The sequence below is a fragment of the Rhizobium esperanzae genome (genome assembly GCF_014197615.1).
GTDB classification, from domain to species: domain Bacteria; phylum Pseudomonadota; class Alphaproteobacteria; order Rhizobiales; family Rhizobiaceae; genus Rhizobium; species Rhizobium esperanzae_A.
Window position 1 is genome coordinate 104661 of sequence record NZ_JACIFY010000003.1, and the last position, 15588, is coordinate 120248.

The 15588-nt window shown below is 62.5% G+C and carries 13 protein-coding genes; 2 read left to right on the forward strand and 11 right to left on the reverse strand.

Annotated features, from left to right (window positions below):
* The first annotated feature begins 299 nt into the window (after nucleotides 1–299).
* Nucleotides 300–2837 (forward strand): methyl-accepting chemotaxis protein, encoded by a 2538-nt coding sequence (locus GGD57_RS05335; RefSeq protein WP_184467582.1) that lies wholly within the window; start codon nucleotides 300–302, stop codon nucleotides 2835–2837.
* Nucleotides 2838–2870: 33 nt separating this feature from the next.
* Here the strand turns inward: GGD57_RS05335 and GGD57_RS05340 are convergent, their stop codons facing one another.
* From GGD57_RS05340 to GGD57_RS05350, 3 genes are read right to left on the reverse strand one after another with little or no spacing between them, the layout of a single operon-like run.
* Complete coding sequence (locus GGD57_RS05340) at nucleotides 2871–3713, reverse strand: ABC transporter ATP-binding protein (protein ID WP_184467584.1); 843 nt, start codon at nucleotides 3711–3713, stop codon at nucleotides 2871–2873.
* Entirely contained in the window at nucleotides 3710–4504 is a 795-nt protein-coding gene (locus GGD57_RS05345; RefSeq protein ID WP_184467586.1) for an ABC transporter permease, read from the reverse strand. The genes GGD57_RS05340 and GGD57_RS05345 overlap by 4 nt, the downstream gene beginning before the upstream one ends.
* An 8-nt stretch (nucleotides 4505–4512) precedes the next feature.
* Nucleotides 4513–5925 (reverse strand): ABC transporter substrate-binding protein, encoded by a 1413-nt coding sequence (locus tag GGD57_RS05350; RefSeq protein WP_184467588.1) that lies wholly within the window; start codon nucleotides 5923–5925, stop codon nucleotides 4513–4515.
* Nucleotides 5926–6294: 369 nt separating this feature from the next.
* On the opposite strand from GGD57_RS05350, the gene GGD57_RS05355 reads away from it, so the two are divergent.
* Complete coding sequence (locus GGD57_RS05355) at nucleotides 6295–7101, forward strand: Crp/Fnr family transcriptional regulator (RefSeq protein ID WP_184467590.1); 807 nt, start codon at nucleotides 6295–6297, stop codon at nucleotides 7099–7101.
* A gap of 22 nt (nucleotides 7102–7123) precedes the next feature.
* Here the strand turns inward: GGD57_RS05355 and GGD57_RS05360 are convergent, their stop codons facing one another.
* The 8 genes from GGD57_RS05360 to GGD57_RS05395 all read right to left on the reverse strand — a co-directional run bounded on the left by GGD57_RS05360 (nucleotide 7124) and on the right by GGD57_RS05395 (nucleotide 15526).
* Complete coding sequence (locus GGD57_RS05360) at nucleotides 7124–8080, reverse strand: HEAT repeat domain-containing protein (protein ID WP_184467592.1); 957 nt, start codon at nucleotides 8078–8080, stop codon at nucleotides 7124–7126.
* A 1-nt stretch (nucleotide 8081) separates the two neighbouring features.
* On the reverse strand, nucleotides 8082–8315 hold the full coding sequence (locus GGD57_RS05365) for a 4Fe-4S dicluster domain-containing protein (protein ID WP_097618744.1): 234 nt from the start codon (nucleotides 8313–8315) through the stop codon (nucleotides 8082–8084).
* An 11-nt stretch (nucleotides 8316–8326) separates the two neighbouring features.
* A complete protein-coding gene (locus GGD57_RS05370; protein WP_184467594.1) occupies nucleotides 8327–10063 on the reverse strand; it encodes a fumarate reductase/succinate dehydrogenase flavoprotein subunit in 1737 nt (578 codons plus the stop codon).
* Between the two features lie 10 nt (nucleotides 10064–10073).
* Nucleotides 10074–10361, reverse strand: a complete 288-nt coding sequence (locus GGD57_RS05375) for a DUF971 domain-containing protein (protein ID WP_184467596.1) — start codon at nucleotides 10359–10361, stop codon at nucleotides 10074–10076.
* 103 nt (nucleotides 10362–10464) lie between these two features.
* On the reverse strand, nucleotides 10465–11790 hold the full coding sequence (locus GGD57_RS05380) for an NAD(P)/FAD-dependent oxidoreductase (RefSeq protein WP_184467598.1): 1326 nt from the start codon (nucleotides 11788–11790) through the stop codon (nucleotides 10465–10467).
* 270 nt (nucleotides 11791–12060) lie between these two features.
* Complete coding sequence (locus GGD57_RS05385; RefSeq protein WP_184467600.1) at nucleotides 12061–13716, reverse strand: ABC transporter ATP-binding protein; 1656 nt, start codon at nucleotides 13714–13716, stop codon at nucleotides 12061–12063.
* Complete coding sequence (locus GGD57_RS05390) at nucleotides 13713–14579, reverse strand: ABC transporter permease (RefSeq protein ID WP_184467602.1); 867 nt, start codon at nucleotides 14577–14579, stop codon at nucleotides 13713–13715. The genes GGD57_RS05385 and GGD57_RS05390 overlap by 4 nt, the downstream gene beginning before the upstream one ends.
* Complete coding sequence (locus tag GGD57_RS05395; protein ID WP_085740471.1) at nucleotides 14576–15526, reverse strand: ABC transporter permease; 951 nt, start codon at nucleotides 15524–15526, stop codon at nucleotides 14576–14578. Before GGD57_RS05395 ends, GGD57_RS05390 begins: the two co-directional genes overlap by 4 nt.
* Between the last annotated feature and the right edge of the window lie 62 nt (nucleotides 15527–15588).

Below are 15588 nucleotides of genomic sequence, written 5' to 3' on the forward strand. Positions count from 1 at the left end.
GAGGGCGCGGAAATGCGCCCTCCAGGCCACTGATCCAGGCTGCCAACCTCTCCATCGTCATGCTCGGCCTGTGCCGAGCATCTGCCTCCGTTCGATAGGGCAGCAGATCCTCGGCACAAGGCCGAGGATAGCGCCGAGCAAAGAGCGAGCTTTATTGGTAGCCTGAAGATGCAGAAAATGCGGTGCCTCGATCACGCTTCCAGCGACACTGAATAAACTCGACACCATTGACCATTTTTTTAGCAGTTGCGGCTATCTTCGCGCCATAAGGCGTGACCATTCCTGGGGGCGGGGTTCTTATGGCATTGATTGACCGACTGTTGCAGCGCATGCGGATCGTGACGAAGGTCCTCTTCTTCCTGGTGCCGCTGATCGTTCTCATCGCCGGTATCGGGCTATTCGGCTATTTCACCGCGGGTACGCTCAAAGGCCAGATGACGCTGACGCGGCAGACGATCGATGCCCTTTCCAGTTTCCAGCAACTGCGGTCTTCGCTGACGGCCTTTACCGATCTTCCGGCGGCCGCCACGCGCGATCGGCTGGTTGCCAGCATCTCTGATCAGGAGAAGGGGGCTACGACGCTCGATGCGATGCTGATCGATCCCGCCCAAAAGCAGCAGATCGCCGTGGTGCGCGAACTCGGGGCGAAGATGCAGAGCGGCGCCGATGCGCTTTGGGCTGTGTCGCAGGAGCGCGCCAATACCGAAAAGGCGATCGACGATGCCGTGACCCTGCTGTTCAAGGAAAGCCAGACCGCCCGCAAGCAGCTTGACGTTCTCCAGGATCAGGCAAACGGAAAAGAAGCCTTCGTCCGGGCGCTGCTCCTCGATGCCTCCGTTTACAAGAATCTCGCGCAGCGTATTGGAAAGTTGCGCAAGGCGACGGCGCAGGCAACTGCGCCCGCCGATATCGCCGGCGCTCTCGGCAGCCTCCTGCCGCCGCTCGTCAAGGAAGTCGGCGGGAGCGCCGCACTCGCCTCCGACAAAGCCCAAAGCCAGGTTGCCGCACTGAAACCGGTATTGGACAAGCTCGCCGCGATGGCCAAGGACAGCGCCAACCTGACGCTCGAGGGCTACGCTCCTGTCGACCAGGACCTGCAGGGTTTCGAGGAGAAGTTCGGAAAGCTTGCCTCAGGGAATGCGGATACTGCGATCGAGCGTTTTGTCGGTATGGATGCAAGCATATCGACGCTTCGCTCTATGGCGGCGATCGTCAATACCGCGTTCAAATCGATTGACGATCTGCGCCTGCACTTAAGCGAATTGAACAGGCGGGTCGATGCCGAGGCGCGGGATGCTGTTCTCGCCGATCTCAAGGCGTTGCGCGAGAGCGCTGCCCAGCTCGTACCCTTGAGCGGGAAAAACGCCGCCTTGCAGGATCTTGCCAAGAAGATCGAACCGTCGCTTGCCTCGATCGAAAAGGATAGTTCGCTTCTGATATCGATCGCCGACCGGTGGCGCGCCAATAAGGAGGCGGCGACCGCACTGGTGGCCGACGCAAGCCACACGCTCGAACAGTTCGTCAGCACGGCGCAGGAGAGCGGCAAGGAAATCAGCCAGCGCTCGGCGACAATGTCGCTTGCGGCAATGATTGCGGGCACGGTGCTTGCGATCATCGGCGGTCTCATGCTGATCGAAACCCTGCGCGGACCGCTGAAGCGGATCACCCAGACGATGATGAGACTGGCCGACGGCGATCTCGACATCTCAATCGGCGACGGCAAGCGCGGCGACGAGATCGGCGACATGATCCGATCGGTGACGGTCTTCCGCGACCAGGCGCTGGAGAAGACCAGGCTGGAAGAGCTTGCCGAAGCAAACAGGGCGCGGGACGAACAGGAGCAGGCTCGCCGTGCAGCCGAGCAGGCGCGCATCGAGGCGGAACAGAGCGAGGCTTTGAGCGCTCTATCGGACATGCTCGGCAAGCTTGCCAACGGCAATCTCGCCGCGGAGATGAGCGAGGATCTGGCCGCTGAATATGTCGCCATGGCCCGCACCTATAATCACGCTATCGACGCGCTGCGCCTGACGCTCGCCGAGGTTCGCAACACGACCTATGAGATTGCCGAGGGCAGCACCAATCTTTCAGGCGCTGCCGACGATCTCGCCCGCCGCACGGAGCAGCAGGCCGCGGCCCTCGAAGACAGTTCGCGCGTGCTCGGCGAACTCACAGCCAGCGTGCGCACGACAGCCGAAAATGCCAGCCAGACGTCGCGTTCGGTCGCCGAAGCACACCGTCAGGCTGAGCATTCCGCAGCCGTCGTCGCCAAGGCCGTCGACGCCATGGGCGCCATCAACCGGTCGTCCGAAAAGGTCAGCAGCATCATCGGCGTGATCGACGAGATCGCCTTCCAGACCAATCTTCTCGCGCTCAATGCCGGCGTGGAAGCTGCGCGCGCGGGGGAGGCCGGCAGAGGTTTTGCCGTTGTCGCGCAAGAGGTTCGCGAACTTGCGCAGCGTTGCGCCAAGGCTGCCCGCGAGATCAAGGAGCTAATCTCCAACAGTGCATCGCAAGTCGGCACGGGGGTCAAGCTCGTCGAGGAGACCGGTGAGGCGCTTTCGGCGATCATGGAGCACTTCACCTCGATCAACGGGCTGGTGCAGGTCATCTCGTCGGCCACGACGACGCAGTACAAGGGTATCGATGAGGTGAACAACGCCGTGCGCGACGTCGAGTACATCACCCAGCACAATGCCGCCATGGTGGAGGAGAACACCGCGGAAATTCACCGGCTCCGCCACCAGGTGGAAGTCCTGAATGAAAGAATCTCGCACTTCCAGACCGCTGTCGCCGATGGCCGCAGGGCAGCCAGCCCATCGATGTCGCTGGCTTCCTGAGAGTACCGCCTTGAGCCGAACATGGCGGGAAGGTCAGACTGATCTGCCCAACCCAAGCGGTGTCAGGCGGGGAAGGGTGTCGGCGCTGCCTTCTTCATGGAGCAGCGCGAGACAGTGACGTTTCAGCCGTGAAAACTCTGATGACGCGACGATATCGGTCGCTCGCGGTCGCGGGAAGGGGACGGTGATCTCCTCGTGAATGCGGCCTGGCCGCGCCTTCATCACGATGATCCGGTCCGCCAAGAGGAGCGCCTCGTCGATATCGTGCGTCACGAACAGGATGGTTTTGCGGAACTGTTCCCATATGGCGAGCAGCAGTTCCTGCATCTTCAGTCGCGTCAGGGCGTCGAGCGCGCCGAACGGCTCATCCATCAGCAAGAGCCGCGGCTGGTTGACGAGGACGCGGGCGATTTCCACCCGCTGCTGCATGCCGCCGGAAAGCTGGGCGGGATAGCGATCGGCAAAGCCGTTCAGGCCGACGAGATCGAGCATTCTCTGCGCCTCGCGCCGGCGCTGTTCCTTTCCGACGCCGCGCATCTTGGGTCCGAAGGCAACATTGTCACGCGCGCTCTTCCAGGGAAACAGGGTATGGTGCTGAAAGACGATGCCGCGTTCGGGGTGTGGTCCCCGCACTTGAGTGCCATCGACATCCAGCCGGCCGCCGGCAATGTCGATATGGCCGGCGAGCGCGCCGAGAAGCGTCGATTTCCCGCAACCGGACGGGCCGAGCAGGCAGACGAACTCGCCGGGCGCGACGGAGAAACTGACATCCGACACCGCTTCGAAAGCGGCCTTGCCCTTGCCGAGGCGGATGGAAACGCAGTCTGCGAGGATTCGTCCGGTTTCCGATCGCACCAGGCGCTGGTGGCTGTTCATCGTGCCGTTTCCTTTTTCTGCCAGGGAATAAGGGCGTTGCCCAGGGTGCGCAGCAAGGTGCTGCTGCCCATGCCGAGCACGCCGATCACTGCCATGCCGACGATGATTTCGGGATAGTTCTGTAAGGTATAGGCTTCCCAGGTGTAGTAGCCGATGCCGAATTGCCCGGAGATCATTTCGGCGGTGACCAGGCAGAACCACGACGTGCCCATGCCGATGGCAAGGCCGGTGACGATGCTTGGCGCCGCCCCTGGAAGGATGACTTCGAACAGCATCGCGCGGCGGGTGCTGCCGAGACTGCGTGCGGCGGCGATCAGGCGCGGATCGACGCCTTCGACCCCATGGACCGTATTGAGCAAGATCGGAAACAAGGCGCCGGTGAAGGTGATGAAGATCATCGACAATTCGGACGACGGAAACATCAGCACGGCAAGGGGGATCCAGGCGACGGCCGGGATCGGCCGCAAGAGCTCGAGGGGCGCGAGCAGGAAATCGCCGACTTTTCGCGACCGGCCGATGACCAGGCCGAAGGCGATGCCGGCGACGGCGGCGATCGCGTATCCGGCAAACACCCTTTCAAGACTGCTGGAAACATGCGCGAACAGTTTCGGCGACTGGAGGAACCCCAGGGCGGCGGCCAGCACCTCCACCGGCGAAGGCACGTTTTGGAAGGTGACAAGGCCGAGATCGAGCCGCAGGGTGGACGCCATCTGCCACAGGAACAGGCAGATGGCGATCGATCCCGCGCGGCGCAGCCAAGATCCGTAATCAGGGTGCGTCCACGTCGTCATTATCGGCCTCAGTTGCTTGCCACGACGGAGGATTTGGCCCTGGTGAAATCGAGCACGGCGCCGCCATGCGCCTTGGCCCAGCCCTCGGCATTCTCCTTGAGCAGGAAGGCGCTGACCTCGCCGTTGTCGCCGCGCACGAACCAGGCCTGGTTGCCGAGCAGCTTGATGCCGCTTTCCCGATCCTGGGCATAGAAGACGCGGATGGCCTTGCCTTCGCCTTCGAGCGCCTTCAAAGCCTTGAAGGCATTTTCCGCCGTGGCGTAATGGCGGACGAGCGGCTCGTCCTTGACCCAGATCTCGGCGACGCGCTTCGGATCCTTGATCGGCTCGCCGGTTGCCGCGTCCTTGGCGTCGAGCGGAAGCTGATCGTAATTCTTCAGGCTTGCCTCATAATCGAGACCCGAGGCCTTGAAGGCGGCCTTGATGAAACGATCGTCGATGAATGTGTCGACGTCGAGCCCGCTATCGGCCTTCTTCAGGTATTGCAGGGTTTCGATCGCGGTGCCGACGGCCTGCCGGTATTCCGGCTTCCATGTGAGGTCGCGGGTCTGAAGACCGAGCGGGCCATGAAAGAGATAGTCCACTTCCGCTTCGACGCCTGTCACTTTGGCGATGAGCTCGCTGTATTTTTCCGGCTCTTTGGCGATCAGCTGGTCGGCTTCGAGTGCGGCGCGCAGATAGGCAGTGACGATCTCCGGATATTTTTCGGCATAGTCCGCATCAACAAGCGCGCCGTGGAAGGTGGGGCCGTTCGCCTGCGAGCCGTCATAGATCTTCCGCGCGAAGCCGCGCCAGGGATAAAGCTCCGCAAAGGGCACGAAGTCGGCATGCGCCTCGATCTGGTTGGACTTGAGCGCGGCGCCGGCCACTTCGGGCGCCTGGGCGATGATGTTGACGTCCTTTTCGGGATCCCAGCCCTCAGCCTTGATGGCGCGCAACAGCAGGCCGTGTGAGGTCGAGGCGAAGGGAACCGAAATCGTCTTGCCTTTCAGTTCGGAGATGGACTGGATCGGGGAATCCGTCGGCACGACGATGCCGTTGCCGCTTCCCTTGACGCTGCCGGAAAGGACCGAGATGAACAGGCTCCTGCGTCCCGCCTTCAGATGCGCAAGGCCGTTGAAGGAGCCGGGGAAGTCCGCCATCACCCCGAAATCGAGTTTGCCGGCGATCTGCTCGTTAGTGATCGGCGCGCCACTGGTAAAATTCTTCCACTGGATGTCGTAGGTGGCGTCCTTGTACTTGCCGTCATGCGGCAGGTATTTTTCGAGAAGGTTGAGTTCCCGGATCAGGAGGCCGCCGGTGGCGGTGTTGATCGTCGTGTCTTGCGTTCCGATGGCGACGCGAATGGTTTCCGCATGCGCCGCGCCGATGAAACTCGTCGCAGCCAAGGCTGCGGCTGCCAATGTTAAGCGAAAATGCATCGTGCCAACCCATTATTGTCCGTCGCCTCGCGGCGGGAAATCTCCGAATTCTTGCCGACCGCAGCTGCTGTTTCACCTGCCGCCGTCGCGCAAATTTATGTGGCGAGGACCCATGACGGCGGAAGCAATTAATTTGCATGACTATTGCGTCAGGTCGGCGCCAGACGTCCGGAGGGGATCGATCCCGACAGATATCGGCGAATTTATATAAATTATTACAATTGCTTAGTTGCCATTCGCCTGGGTAGGTTGCTAGGATTTCCGGCGATAAACGACCACTTTCGTCAGCGAATACGCAAATATATTTCTTTATAGTCCATAGATTTTATATTTATTGAACCACTCATTCGACACCAGAGAGGGCTATCGATGAGCTTGGATTTTGAAATCGCAAGGCCGGAACCGAAACGCGGATTGCGCGAAATAAGTCCCGAGCTGCCCCCACAGGCCATCCTGCCGGGCGCCCAGTCGTTGTTTCTGAGCGAGACCGTCGACGGGCTGGACGAGGGCGCGCATTTCCTCGATCCGCTCAAGCCGGAGGAATGGGCCGTTTTACGCAGTCACGGGCGCCAGCTCAGCTTCTCCGCCGGTGAAGCGATCTTCACGCAGGGTGACCGGCATGGCGGCGTCTTCATCATCGAGCGCGGCTCGGTGCGCGTTTTCTATTCGGCTCCTTCCGGCCGCGAGATCACGCTGGCCTACTGGACGCCTGGCAATTTCATCGGCGGGCCGGAGATGACCGGCGGCGGCACGCATATCTGGTCGGGCGAGGCTATGGATGATTGCCAGATTCTGTTTCTGCCCGGTCCCGTCCTGCGCAAGCTGATCGTCGAACTGCCCAATTTCGCGCTCTGTCTTATCCAGGGCCTGGCGTCGAAGGGCAAAAGCTATTCGGCCATGGCCCAGATGCTCGGCACCCGCTCGGTCATCGAGCGGCTGGCGCAGTTTCTGACGAACCTCGGCAAGCTGCACGGCGTGCGCGATGGGCACGCCGTCATCATCAATGCGAAGGTGACCCACGACCAGATCGCAGCCATGGTCGGCTCCACCCGGCAATGGGTGACGATGATGATGAAGCGTTTTCAGAAAGAAGGATTGCTGACGGTCACGCCGCGGCACATCCGCATCGAGCGGCCGCATCTGCTGATGGCGATGGTGTCGAAGGGCGGCGCTTAAGCGCCGCCGACAGCCGTTTTTCCTAACCCAGGCGGGTCAGCGCCCAGCGCACGGTCTTGCGCACATCGGGATCGGGATCGTCGATATGCGCGGCCAGCGCTTCGCTGGCCCGGGGACTGCCGATCTCGCCAAGGGCGGCTGCCGCTTCCTTGCGCAAGGTGGGCATGCCGCTTTCGAGCAGAAGGGCGATCCGGAGCAGGGCGGTCTCCGCCTTCAGTTTGCCGAGGGCATTGAGCGATTTTTGCTGCACCTGCCAATAGTCGTCGGACAGCGCTTTGCCGAGCGCTTCGACCGCAGAGGCGTGGCCGATGCGGCCGAGCGATTCCGCCGCCGCCGCCCGGACCTGCCAGTTCGCATCACCGAGCGCCGCAGCCACAGCTTCGGCCGCAGCCGGCTGCGCCGTGAACGTCAGGGCATTGACCGCTGCGGCGCGCACCTCGTTATTCTCGTCGCGCGTTGCCGCAATCAGGGAGGGAAGCGTCGAGTCGAGCTTGAGATAGGCGATGGTGCCGAGCGCCTGCACCCGCACCGATGCGTCCGCGTCGCGCAGCGCAATGAGGGCGGGGCCGAGTGCATCCTGCAGCCGCAGCCCCTTCAATCCGCGAAATGCCGCGGCGCGCACGAAGGCGCTGGCGTGATCCAGCAGCGGCAGCAAGCTGCCGCCGGCCTCCTGTTTTTTCAGCTCCGCCAGCCCGTCGGCCGCAGCCTGCGCGACCGATGGATCGTCGTCGACGACCAGCCGCGCCAGGCCGCCGGCGGCACCGGCGCCGTCGAATTCGGCGAGCGCGATCGCCGCCTGGAGGCGGACATTTTCGCTGGCATCGCCAGCCGCCTCGATCAGGTGCGGCAGCGCCTCGGGACTTGCGGTTTCCGCAAGCTCGATGACCGCGAGGCGGCGAACGGCGGCATCCGCATCCGACAGGCGTTCCGCGATGGCCTCGATATCGCCAAAGGCTTCGAAAGGTTCAAAAGCGCTCATATCAACGCAACAGATAAGGGATGTTGACGGTGACGGCCCCGGTCGGGCAATCGGTTTCGCAGGGCATGCAGTACCAGCATTCATCGAACTTCATATAGGCCTTGCCTGTGAGATCGCTGATGCGCAGGACATCGAGCGGGCAGACGTCGACGCAGACCGTGCAGCCCTTGTCGGCGATGCATTTGGCGTCATCGACAATCACGGGGACTGTGCTCGGGGAGAGTGCGAGAGGCATGGGTTTTCCTGTCAGGCTTGCTTTTGAACACGCAGACGGTCGTAGGCCGTCCGTTCTTCGGTCTCGATCGGAACGACATAGGGCTCTACCTTGCGCTTCTCCGACACCATACGGCCGTCGATTTTCTTGAGAAGCGTGTGGCAGAACCAGTTGTCGTCATCCTTGTCAGGGTAATCGACGCGATTGTGGTAGAGGCCCCAGCGGCTTTCAGTGCGGAAAAGCGAGGCGTGGGCGGCCATTTCGGCGCAGTCGATGATGGAGGAGACTTCGAGCGCCCGCATCAGTTCATGGGCGTCGCGGGCGACGAGCGCGGTTTCGAGGTCGTCGCGGACTTCGCCGAGCCGCTGCTGGCCGATCCGCATCTTGGCCGTCACCTTCGGCGGCTGCAGATAGTCGTTGACCAGGCGGCGCGCCTTGTATTCCAGCTGGTTGGGCGGAATGCCGTCGTCGCGCCGCGTCGGCGCCAGCACGCGGTCGCGCTCTCGTGCGACAAATTCAGGGTCGTAGTCGGGAAGCTCGGTTTCCGCGGCCAGGTCGGCCGCATGCTCTCCGGCAACGGCGCCGTTGGTAAAGGCGCCGAGCATGTAATTGTGCGGCACGTTCGCCATGTCGCCCGCCGCATAGAGACCTTCGACCGTGGTGCGCGCGAACTCATCGACGAACACCCCTGAGGCGCTGTGGCCGGAACAGAAGCCGATTTCGGAGATGTGCATCTCGATCATCTTCTCGCGATAATCGGTGCCGCGCGCCTCATGGAAACGGCCGCGTGAGGGCCGTTCGACCTTGTGCAGGATCTGCTCGATCTCGCCGACCGTATCGTGGTGCAGATGGTTGAGTTTCAGGAAGACAGGCCCCTTGCCGGATTGCAGTTCGTTGTAGAATTCCTGCATCATCTGGCCCGACCAGTAGTCGCTTTCGATGAAACGGTTGCCTTCGCTGTTGGCGGTATAGGCGCCGAACGGGCCTGCGACATAGGCGCAGGCGGGTCCGTTATAATCCTTGATCAACGGGTTGATCTGGTAGCATTCGAGGTTCGCAAGCGCGGCACCGGCATGATAGGCCATGGCATAGCCGTCGCCGGAATTGGTCGGGTTCTCATAGGTGCCGTAGAGATATCCCGAATGGGGTAATCCCAGCCGCCCCGCCGCGCCCATGCAGAGGATCACGGTCTTGGCGCGCAGGACGAGAAACTCCGCCGAGCGTGTGTTGACGGCGATCGCCCCGGCAATCCTGCCGTCCTTCGCCGTCAGGAGCCGCGTCGCCATGTAGCGGTTGGAGATCAGAATGCGCTCGCGGCGCAACTGCCGATAAAGCGCCTTCTTGACGGTGTCTCCATTCGGCATCGGCAGGACATAGGTCCCGAGGTGGTGCACCTTCTTGAGGTCGAAATCGCCATTGGCATTTTTCTGGAAGCGGATACCGAAGCGATCCAGCTCCTCGATGATCTCGTAGCATCGCGAGGCATATTTATAGACCGGCGCCTGATCGACGATACCGTCATTGGCGATGGTGATTTCCTTGGTGTACTGTTCCGGCGTCGCGTAACCCGGCACGACGGCATTGTTCAGCCCGTCCATGCCCATGGAGATCGCGCCCGAGCGCTTGACGTTGGCCTTTTCCAGCAGGATCACGTTCAGCTCGGGATTACGCTGCTTCGCCTTGAGCGCCGCCATCGGCCCGGCCGTGCCGCCGCCGATCACCAGCACGTCGCATTCGACCTCGGACAGGCCTTCTACAAAATTATCCATGCATCATTCCTCAAGCCAATGAATCGGCGATTTCGCGCAAATATTGCCAGGGGTAGATCCCCCGATCATGCCCATCCGAGAAAACCAGCCTGACGGCATAGGAGCCGATCGGCTCGATGCCGGTCACTGTGACATTGTCGAAGCTCGCCTCGCGCCCGTCGAGGGAGGCGCGCACCGCCTGGGCGGCTCGGCTGCGCCGGCGGAGCTCAGAGGCGGGAAGGAGAGAGATGTCGCCGCCTTCCCAGGTAATGGCAAGCGTGCGGCGTTCCGGCTTCAGCTTCAGTTGCAACGGTGTCATGGCTTTCCCTGTCAATCGATCGCCACTCTAAGAAAGCGCCGGACGGAGACACGCAATAAATTGCCATATGCGATGTGAAGCAGGTCGATGCGGCGCTCTTTATTTAAAAGTCGGCCACTTTGCCCCAGGCGGATGTCCCGAAGCGGTCGGGATGATAGGGCCTGGGATCGACGATCGGCTCATCGCCTGTGACGATATCGGCGATCAGATGGCCGGCGCCCGGCCCGATGCCGAAGCCGTGGCCGCTGAAGCCGGCAGCCAGGATGAAACCCGGAAGGGTGGCGATCTCGCCGATGCCCGGCACACCGTCCGGCGTGCTGTCGATATAGCCCGCCCAAGCCGCGCTGATGGCGGTTTTCTTCAGGGCCGGCAGAAGCTCGAGCGCTCGCGCATACGTCAGCGCAACGGTAGCCTCGTCGACCGCGGGGTCGAGGATGCGCATGCGCTCCATCGGCGTCGGGCTGTCGAGCCGCCAGTGCGCCAGAGACTCGTGACCGGAACGAAACCCCTCCAGCCCACCAGGTGCAAGACTACGCCAGCGCCGGGCGAACATCGGCAGGAATTGCGCGGCGAAGCGGAACTGCTGCGGGGTCGGATCGACACGGCCGCGGCCGCTGATCGCCAGCGTGTAGCCACCGTCGCCGCGCCGCGTCACCGACACGGCCGATGTATGCAGCGCGTCCGGCAGGCCGCTTGCGCCCGGTGAAACGGCAAGGATCGACGAACGGGTCGATGCCTGCGGAAATCGAACGCCGAGCTGGCGGCAGAAGGAGGACGCCCAGGCGCCGCCGGCAAGGATCGCGATTTTTGTCCGGATCGTGCCATGCTCGGTGACGACGCCCGAGAGCCTGCCGCCTTCGACGTCGATGCCGCGGGCCGCACAGGACTGATGCACCGTGCCCCCGAGCTTCAGGATCGCACGTGCGACGGCAGGTGCTGCCCGTGCCGGATCGGCGGTGCCGTCGGTCGGCGAAAACACCCCGCCTTTCCACATGGCGCCGGTGACGCGCCCGCGTTCGGTTGCCTCTACGCTGCTCAACATATGCGTCGTGACGCCGACCGAGCGGGCGAAATCGCGCCAGCGTGCCCAGCCGGACAGTTCCTCGTCGCTATTGCTGAGATAGAAAAGGCCGCAGCGACGAAAGCCCGTATCCTCCCCGGTCTCGGCGGCGAAGCGCTCCCACAGATCGAGGCTCTTCGTCGACATCGGCAGTTCACGGGCATCGCGGTTCTGCTGGCGGCACCAGCCCCAGTTGCGGCTCGACTGCTCCGCGCCGACAAAGCCCTTCTCGACGAGGGCGACCTTCAGTCCGCGCCGGGCCAGATAATAGGCCGCGAAAACACCGACTATGCCGCCGCCGATCACCACCGCATCGGCGGCAGTCGGCAGCTCCGGCGTGGTGTCGACGCGATCGAGCGGTGCGGGCATGGCAAGGTCTCCGGTTCCAGGAAGTAGTCTAGCGGATTTGGCGCCACGCCTTTACCGCAGATCAGCTGGCGGCGGCAGAAGATTCCGTCTTGCTTGGAGCGAGGCAGCCATTTGTGCTTCCGCCTGTGTTCCAGCGTCATAAGCGATCGCAAGCGGAGACCGTGTGCAGTGAGACCCATTCGGATCGGCTTAAGGATCCTTTACGAATGCACAAGAATGGCCGGATTGCGAACGCGCAACGTTGCCGGAAAGTGATCGCCACGCCGAGCCTCATTGCCGGCAATAGGCCCGCACCAGTTCAGGATCCTGCTGCAGCCCGTCAAGCCAGGCCGGATCAAGCGTCGGCACCGATGAGAAGAGCAGTTGCGAATAGGGATGCGTCGGCGTCTTCACCGTCGAGGGGGTGATTTCCTCGACCTTCCGGCCACCATACATCACGACGATCTCGTCGCAGATCGCCTCCACGACCGAGAGATCGTGGCTGATGAAAATGTAGGAAAGGCCAAGTTCGCGTTGCAATTCCTTGAGCAGGTCGATGACCGCGGCGGCCACCACCGTGTCGAGCGCCGAGGTAATCTCGTCGCAGAGGATCAGCTTCGGATCGGCAGCCAGCGCCCTGGCGAAGTTGACGCGCTGCTTCTGCCCGCCCGAGAGCTCTCCCGGCCGGCGATGGCGCAGGTTGCGCGGCAGGCGCACCATGTCGAGCAGTTGATCTATGCGGGCGTTCTGGGCCTGCCGATCCATGCGGTGGTAAAAGACCAGGGGCCTGGCGAGGATGTCCTCGACCGATTTTGCCGGGTTGAGAGCGGTATCGGCATATTGGAAGACGATCTGCATCTCGCGCAACTGGTCGCGCGAGCGCTCGCGAGCGCTGCGGTTGAGTTCCGTGCCGTCGAAAACGATCTTGCCGACCGCGGCCGGCAGGATACCGGCGATGGTACGGGCGAGCGTTGACTTGCCGCAACCGGACTCTCCGATGATGCCGAGATTGCGGCCTTTCTCCACCGTCAGGCTCACATGCTCGACCGCGCGCACGAGGGGAAGGCCGTCGGCCTGGCGCTGCCCGTAGCCCGCAACGAGATCTTCGATCTTCAGAAGCGGCGCCGTGGCGCGCGCGACTGCCCCTTCCATGCCGCGCGATTTCGGCTCGAAGGCTGCGAGCAACTCTCTGGTATAGGGGTGCTTGGCGTTATTGAGGATCTCCTTGGTGGTGCCGGTTTCCTGAACCTCCCCGCCTTTCAATACGACGATGCGGTCGGCGATCTGCGCGACGACGGCGATATCGTGCGAGACATAGACACCTGCTATGCCACCCTTCTTCATGACCGACTTGAACGCCCGCAGCACTTCGATCTGGGTCGTCACGTCGAGCGCCGTCGTCGGCTCGTCGAAGATGACGAGGGTGGGGTCGCCGATCAGCGCCATGGCCGCGGCCAAGCGCTGCAGCTGGCCGCCGGAAACCTGGTGCGGATAGCGGCTGCCGATCGTTTCGGGGTTCGGCAGGGACAGTGCTCGGAAGAGCTCGACTGCCCGGGCTCGTGCCTCCTCCGGCGACATCAGCTGATGAATCCGGGTGACTTCGATCACCTGATCCATGATCGACGTGGCCGGGTTGAAGGCGGCGGCGGCCGATTGCGGGACATAGGCGACTTCGGTGCCGCGCACTTTGGCGCGCTGTTTCTCACTGAGCGCAACCATGTTCTTGCCGCCGACGGAAACGCTGCCGCCGGAGATGCGGCAGCCCGCACGGGTATGGCCCATGAGGGTCAGGGCGATGGTGGTTTTGCCCGAGCCGCTCTCGCCGATCAGCGCGACGATCTCGCCTTCGGCAACGTCGAGGCTGACGCCCTTGATGATCTCGACGCGCCGGCCGGAATCGGTGGTGGCCTCGACCTTCAGGTCGCGGATTTCAACGAAACTGCTCATGACGCGCTCCTGTCGCGGACTTTCTGCGGCAGGTTGTCTATCAGCAGATTGACGCTGATCGTGAGGCTGGCGATGGCAAGCGAGGGAAACATCACCGCCGGCGCGCCGAATGGCAGACCGCCGATATTCTCGCGCACGAGTGCGCCCCAATCGGCATAGGGCGGCTGGACGCCAAGGCCGAGGAAGGAAAGCCCGGAAAGGAGCAGAACGATGAAGACAAAGCGGATTCCGAGGTCGGCAAGCACCGGGCCGACGATATTGGGAAGGATTTCCGAGCGAATGAGATAGAGGGTGTTTTCACCGCGAATTCGCGCGACCGTAATGAAATCCATCGCATTGATATTGACCGCGAGCGCCCGGGCGAAGCGGTAGGCGCCGGGGATGTAGATCACCGACAGCGTCAACACCAAAATCGGGACAGAAGAGCCGACGGCGGCGACGACCACCAGGCCGAACAGCTTGCTCGGGATGGAGTTGAGAGCGTCGAGGAAGCGGCTGAGGATCGTGTCCAGCCAGCCGCCGGCGACGGCTGCGATCATACCGAGCACGACGCCGCTGAAGCAGGCGATCGTCACCGCCGCCAGCGAGATGCCGACCGTATAGCGCGCGCCCATCAAAATCCGCGAGAGCATGTCGCGGCCGAGATAATCCGAGCCGAGCCAGAGTTCCCGGCTCATCGGGCCGAAATAGTCGACATCGACGATCTCGCCGACAGGGTAGGGGATGATCAACGGCGCGACGATCGCGATCAGCGCCCAGGAGAGGATGACGACAAGGCCGATCGCCCCGACGACGTTGAAGCGATAGCCAAACCGGGTTCCGGACGGCCGGCCCGAAGCGGTTACGGAACGGGTCATGGTCATCGGAGCCTCGGATTGGAAAGAATGGCGATAATATCGGCGATGGTGATCAGCAGCAGGTAGCCGAGGCAAAAGATCATCGCGCAGCTCTGGATCAGCGGCAGGTCGCGGGTGGCCACGGCATCCAGCATCAGCTTGGCGATGCCGGGATAGTTGAAAATGGTCTCGACGATGATGACGCCTCCAAGCAGGTAGGACAGTGAAAGCGCAACGGCATTGACGATCGGTCCCAGCGCATTGGGAAGCGCGTGGCGAAAGACGATGCGCGGCCGTGAGGCCCCCTTGAGCAAAGCCATTTCGACATAGGGCGTGTTGAGCGTTTCGATGACAGCGGCGCGTGTCATGCGGATCATCTGGGCCGAGACGACAAAGGTCAGCGTGATCACCGGCATGGCGTAGACGCGCAGGATGTCGCTCAGACTATGGACCTCATTGGCCAGGGAGAGCGCCGGCAGCCATTTCAGATAGACGGCGAAGAGCAGCGCGGCGGAGGTCGCGACCATGAACTCCGGCACGGAGATGACGCCTATGGTGATCACGGTGACGATCCGGTCGTAAAGCGTGCCGCGCAGCATAGCTGCGGTGATCCCGAGCGTCAGCGCAATCGGCACGGAGAAGAGCGCGGTGACGCCGGCGAGCTTCAGCGTATTGACGAAACGGCCGGCGATAAGATCGGCGATCGGCATTTCGTTGGCATAAGACGTGCCGAGGTCGCCCTGCAGCAGTCCGATGGACCAGCGCAGGAAACGAAAGAGCGCCGGCTCGTCGAGATGCATGGCCTTGCGAAGACCTTCGACGGCTTCCGGTGTGGCCGCCTGACCAAGCAGGATCGTCGCCGTGTCTCCCGGCAGGAGCGTTGTCGCAAAGAAGACGGCGAAGGAGACGATCACCAGGGTGATCAGGGCGATGAGCAATCTGCTCAGCACAAGGGATAAGACCTGCTTGTTCACGCGCGGCTCCCTTTTGGCGTTCGAGTTCAATTCCGGAAGAACCGGGGCTTGCTGCAGCCCCG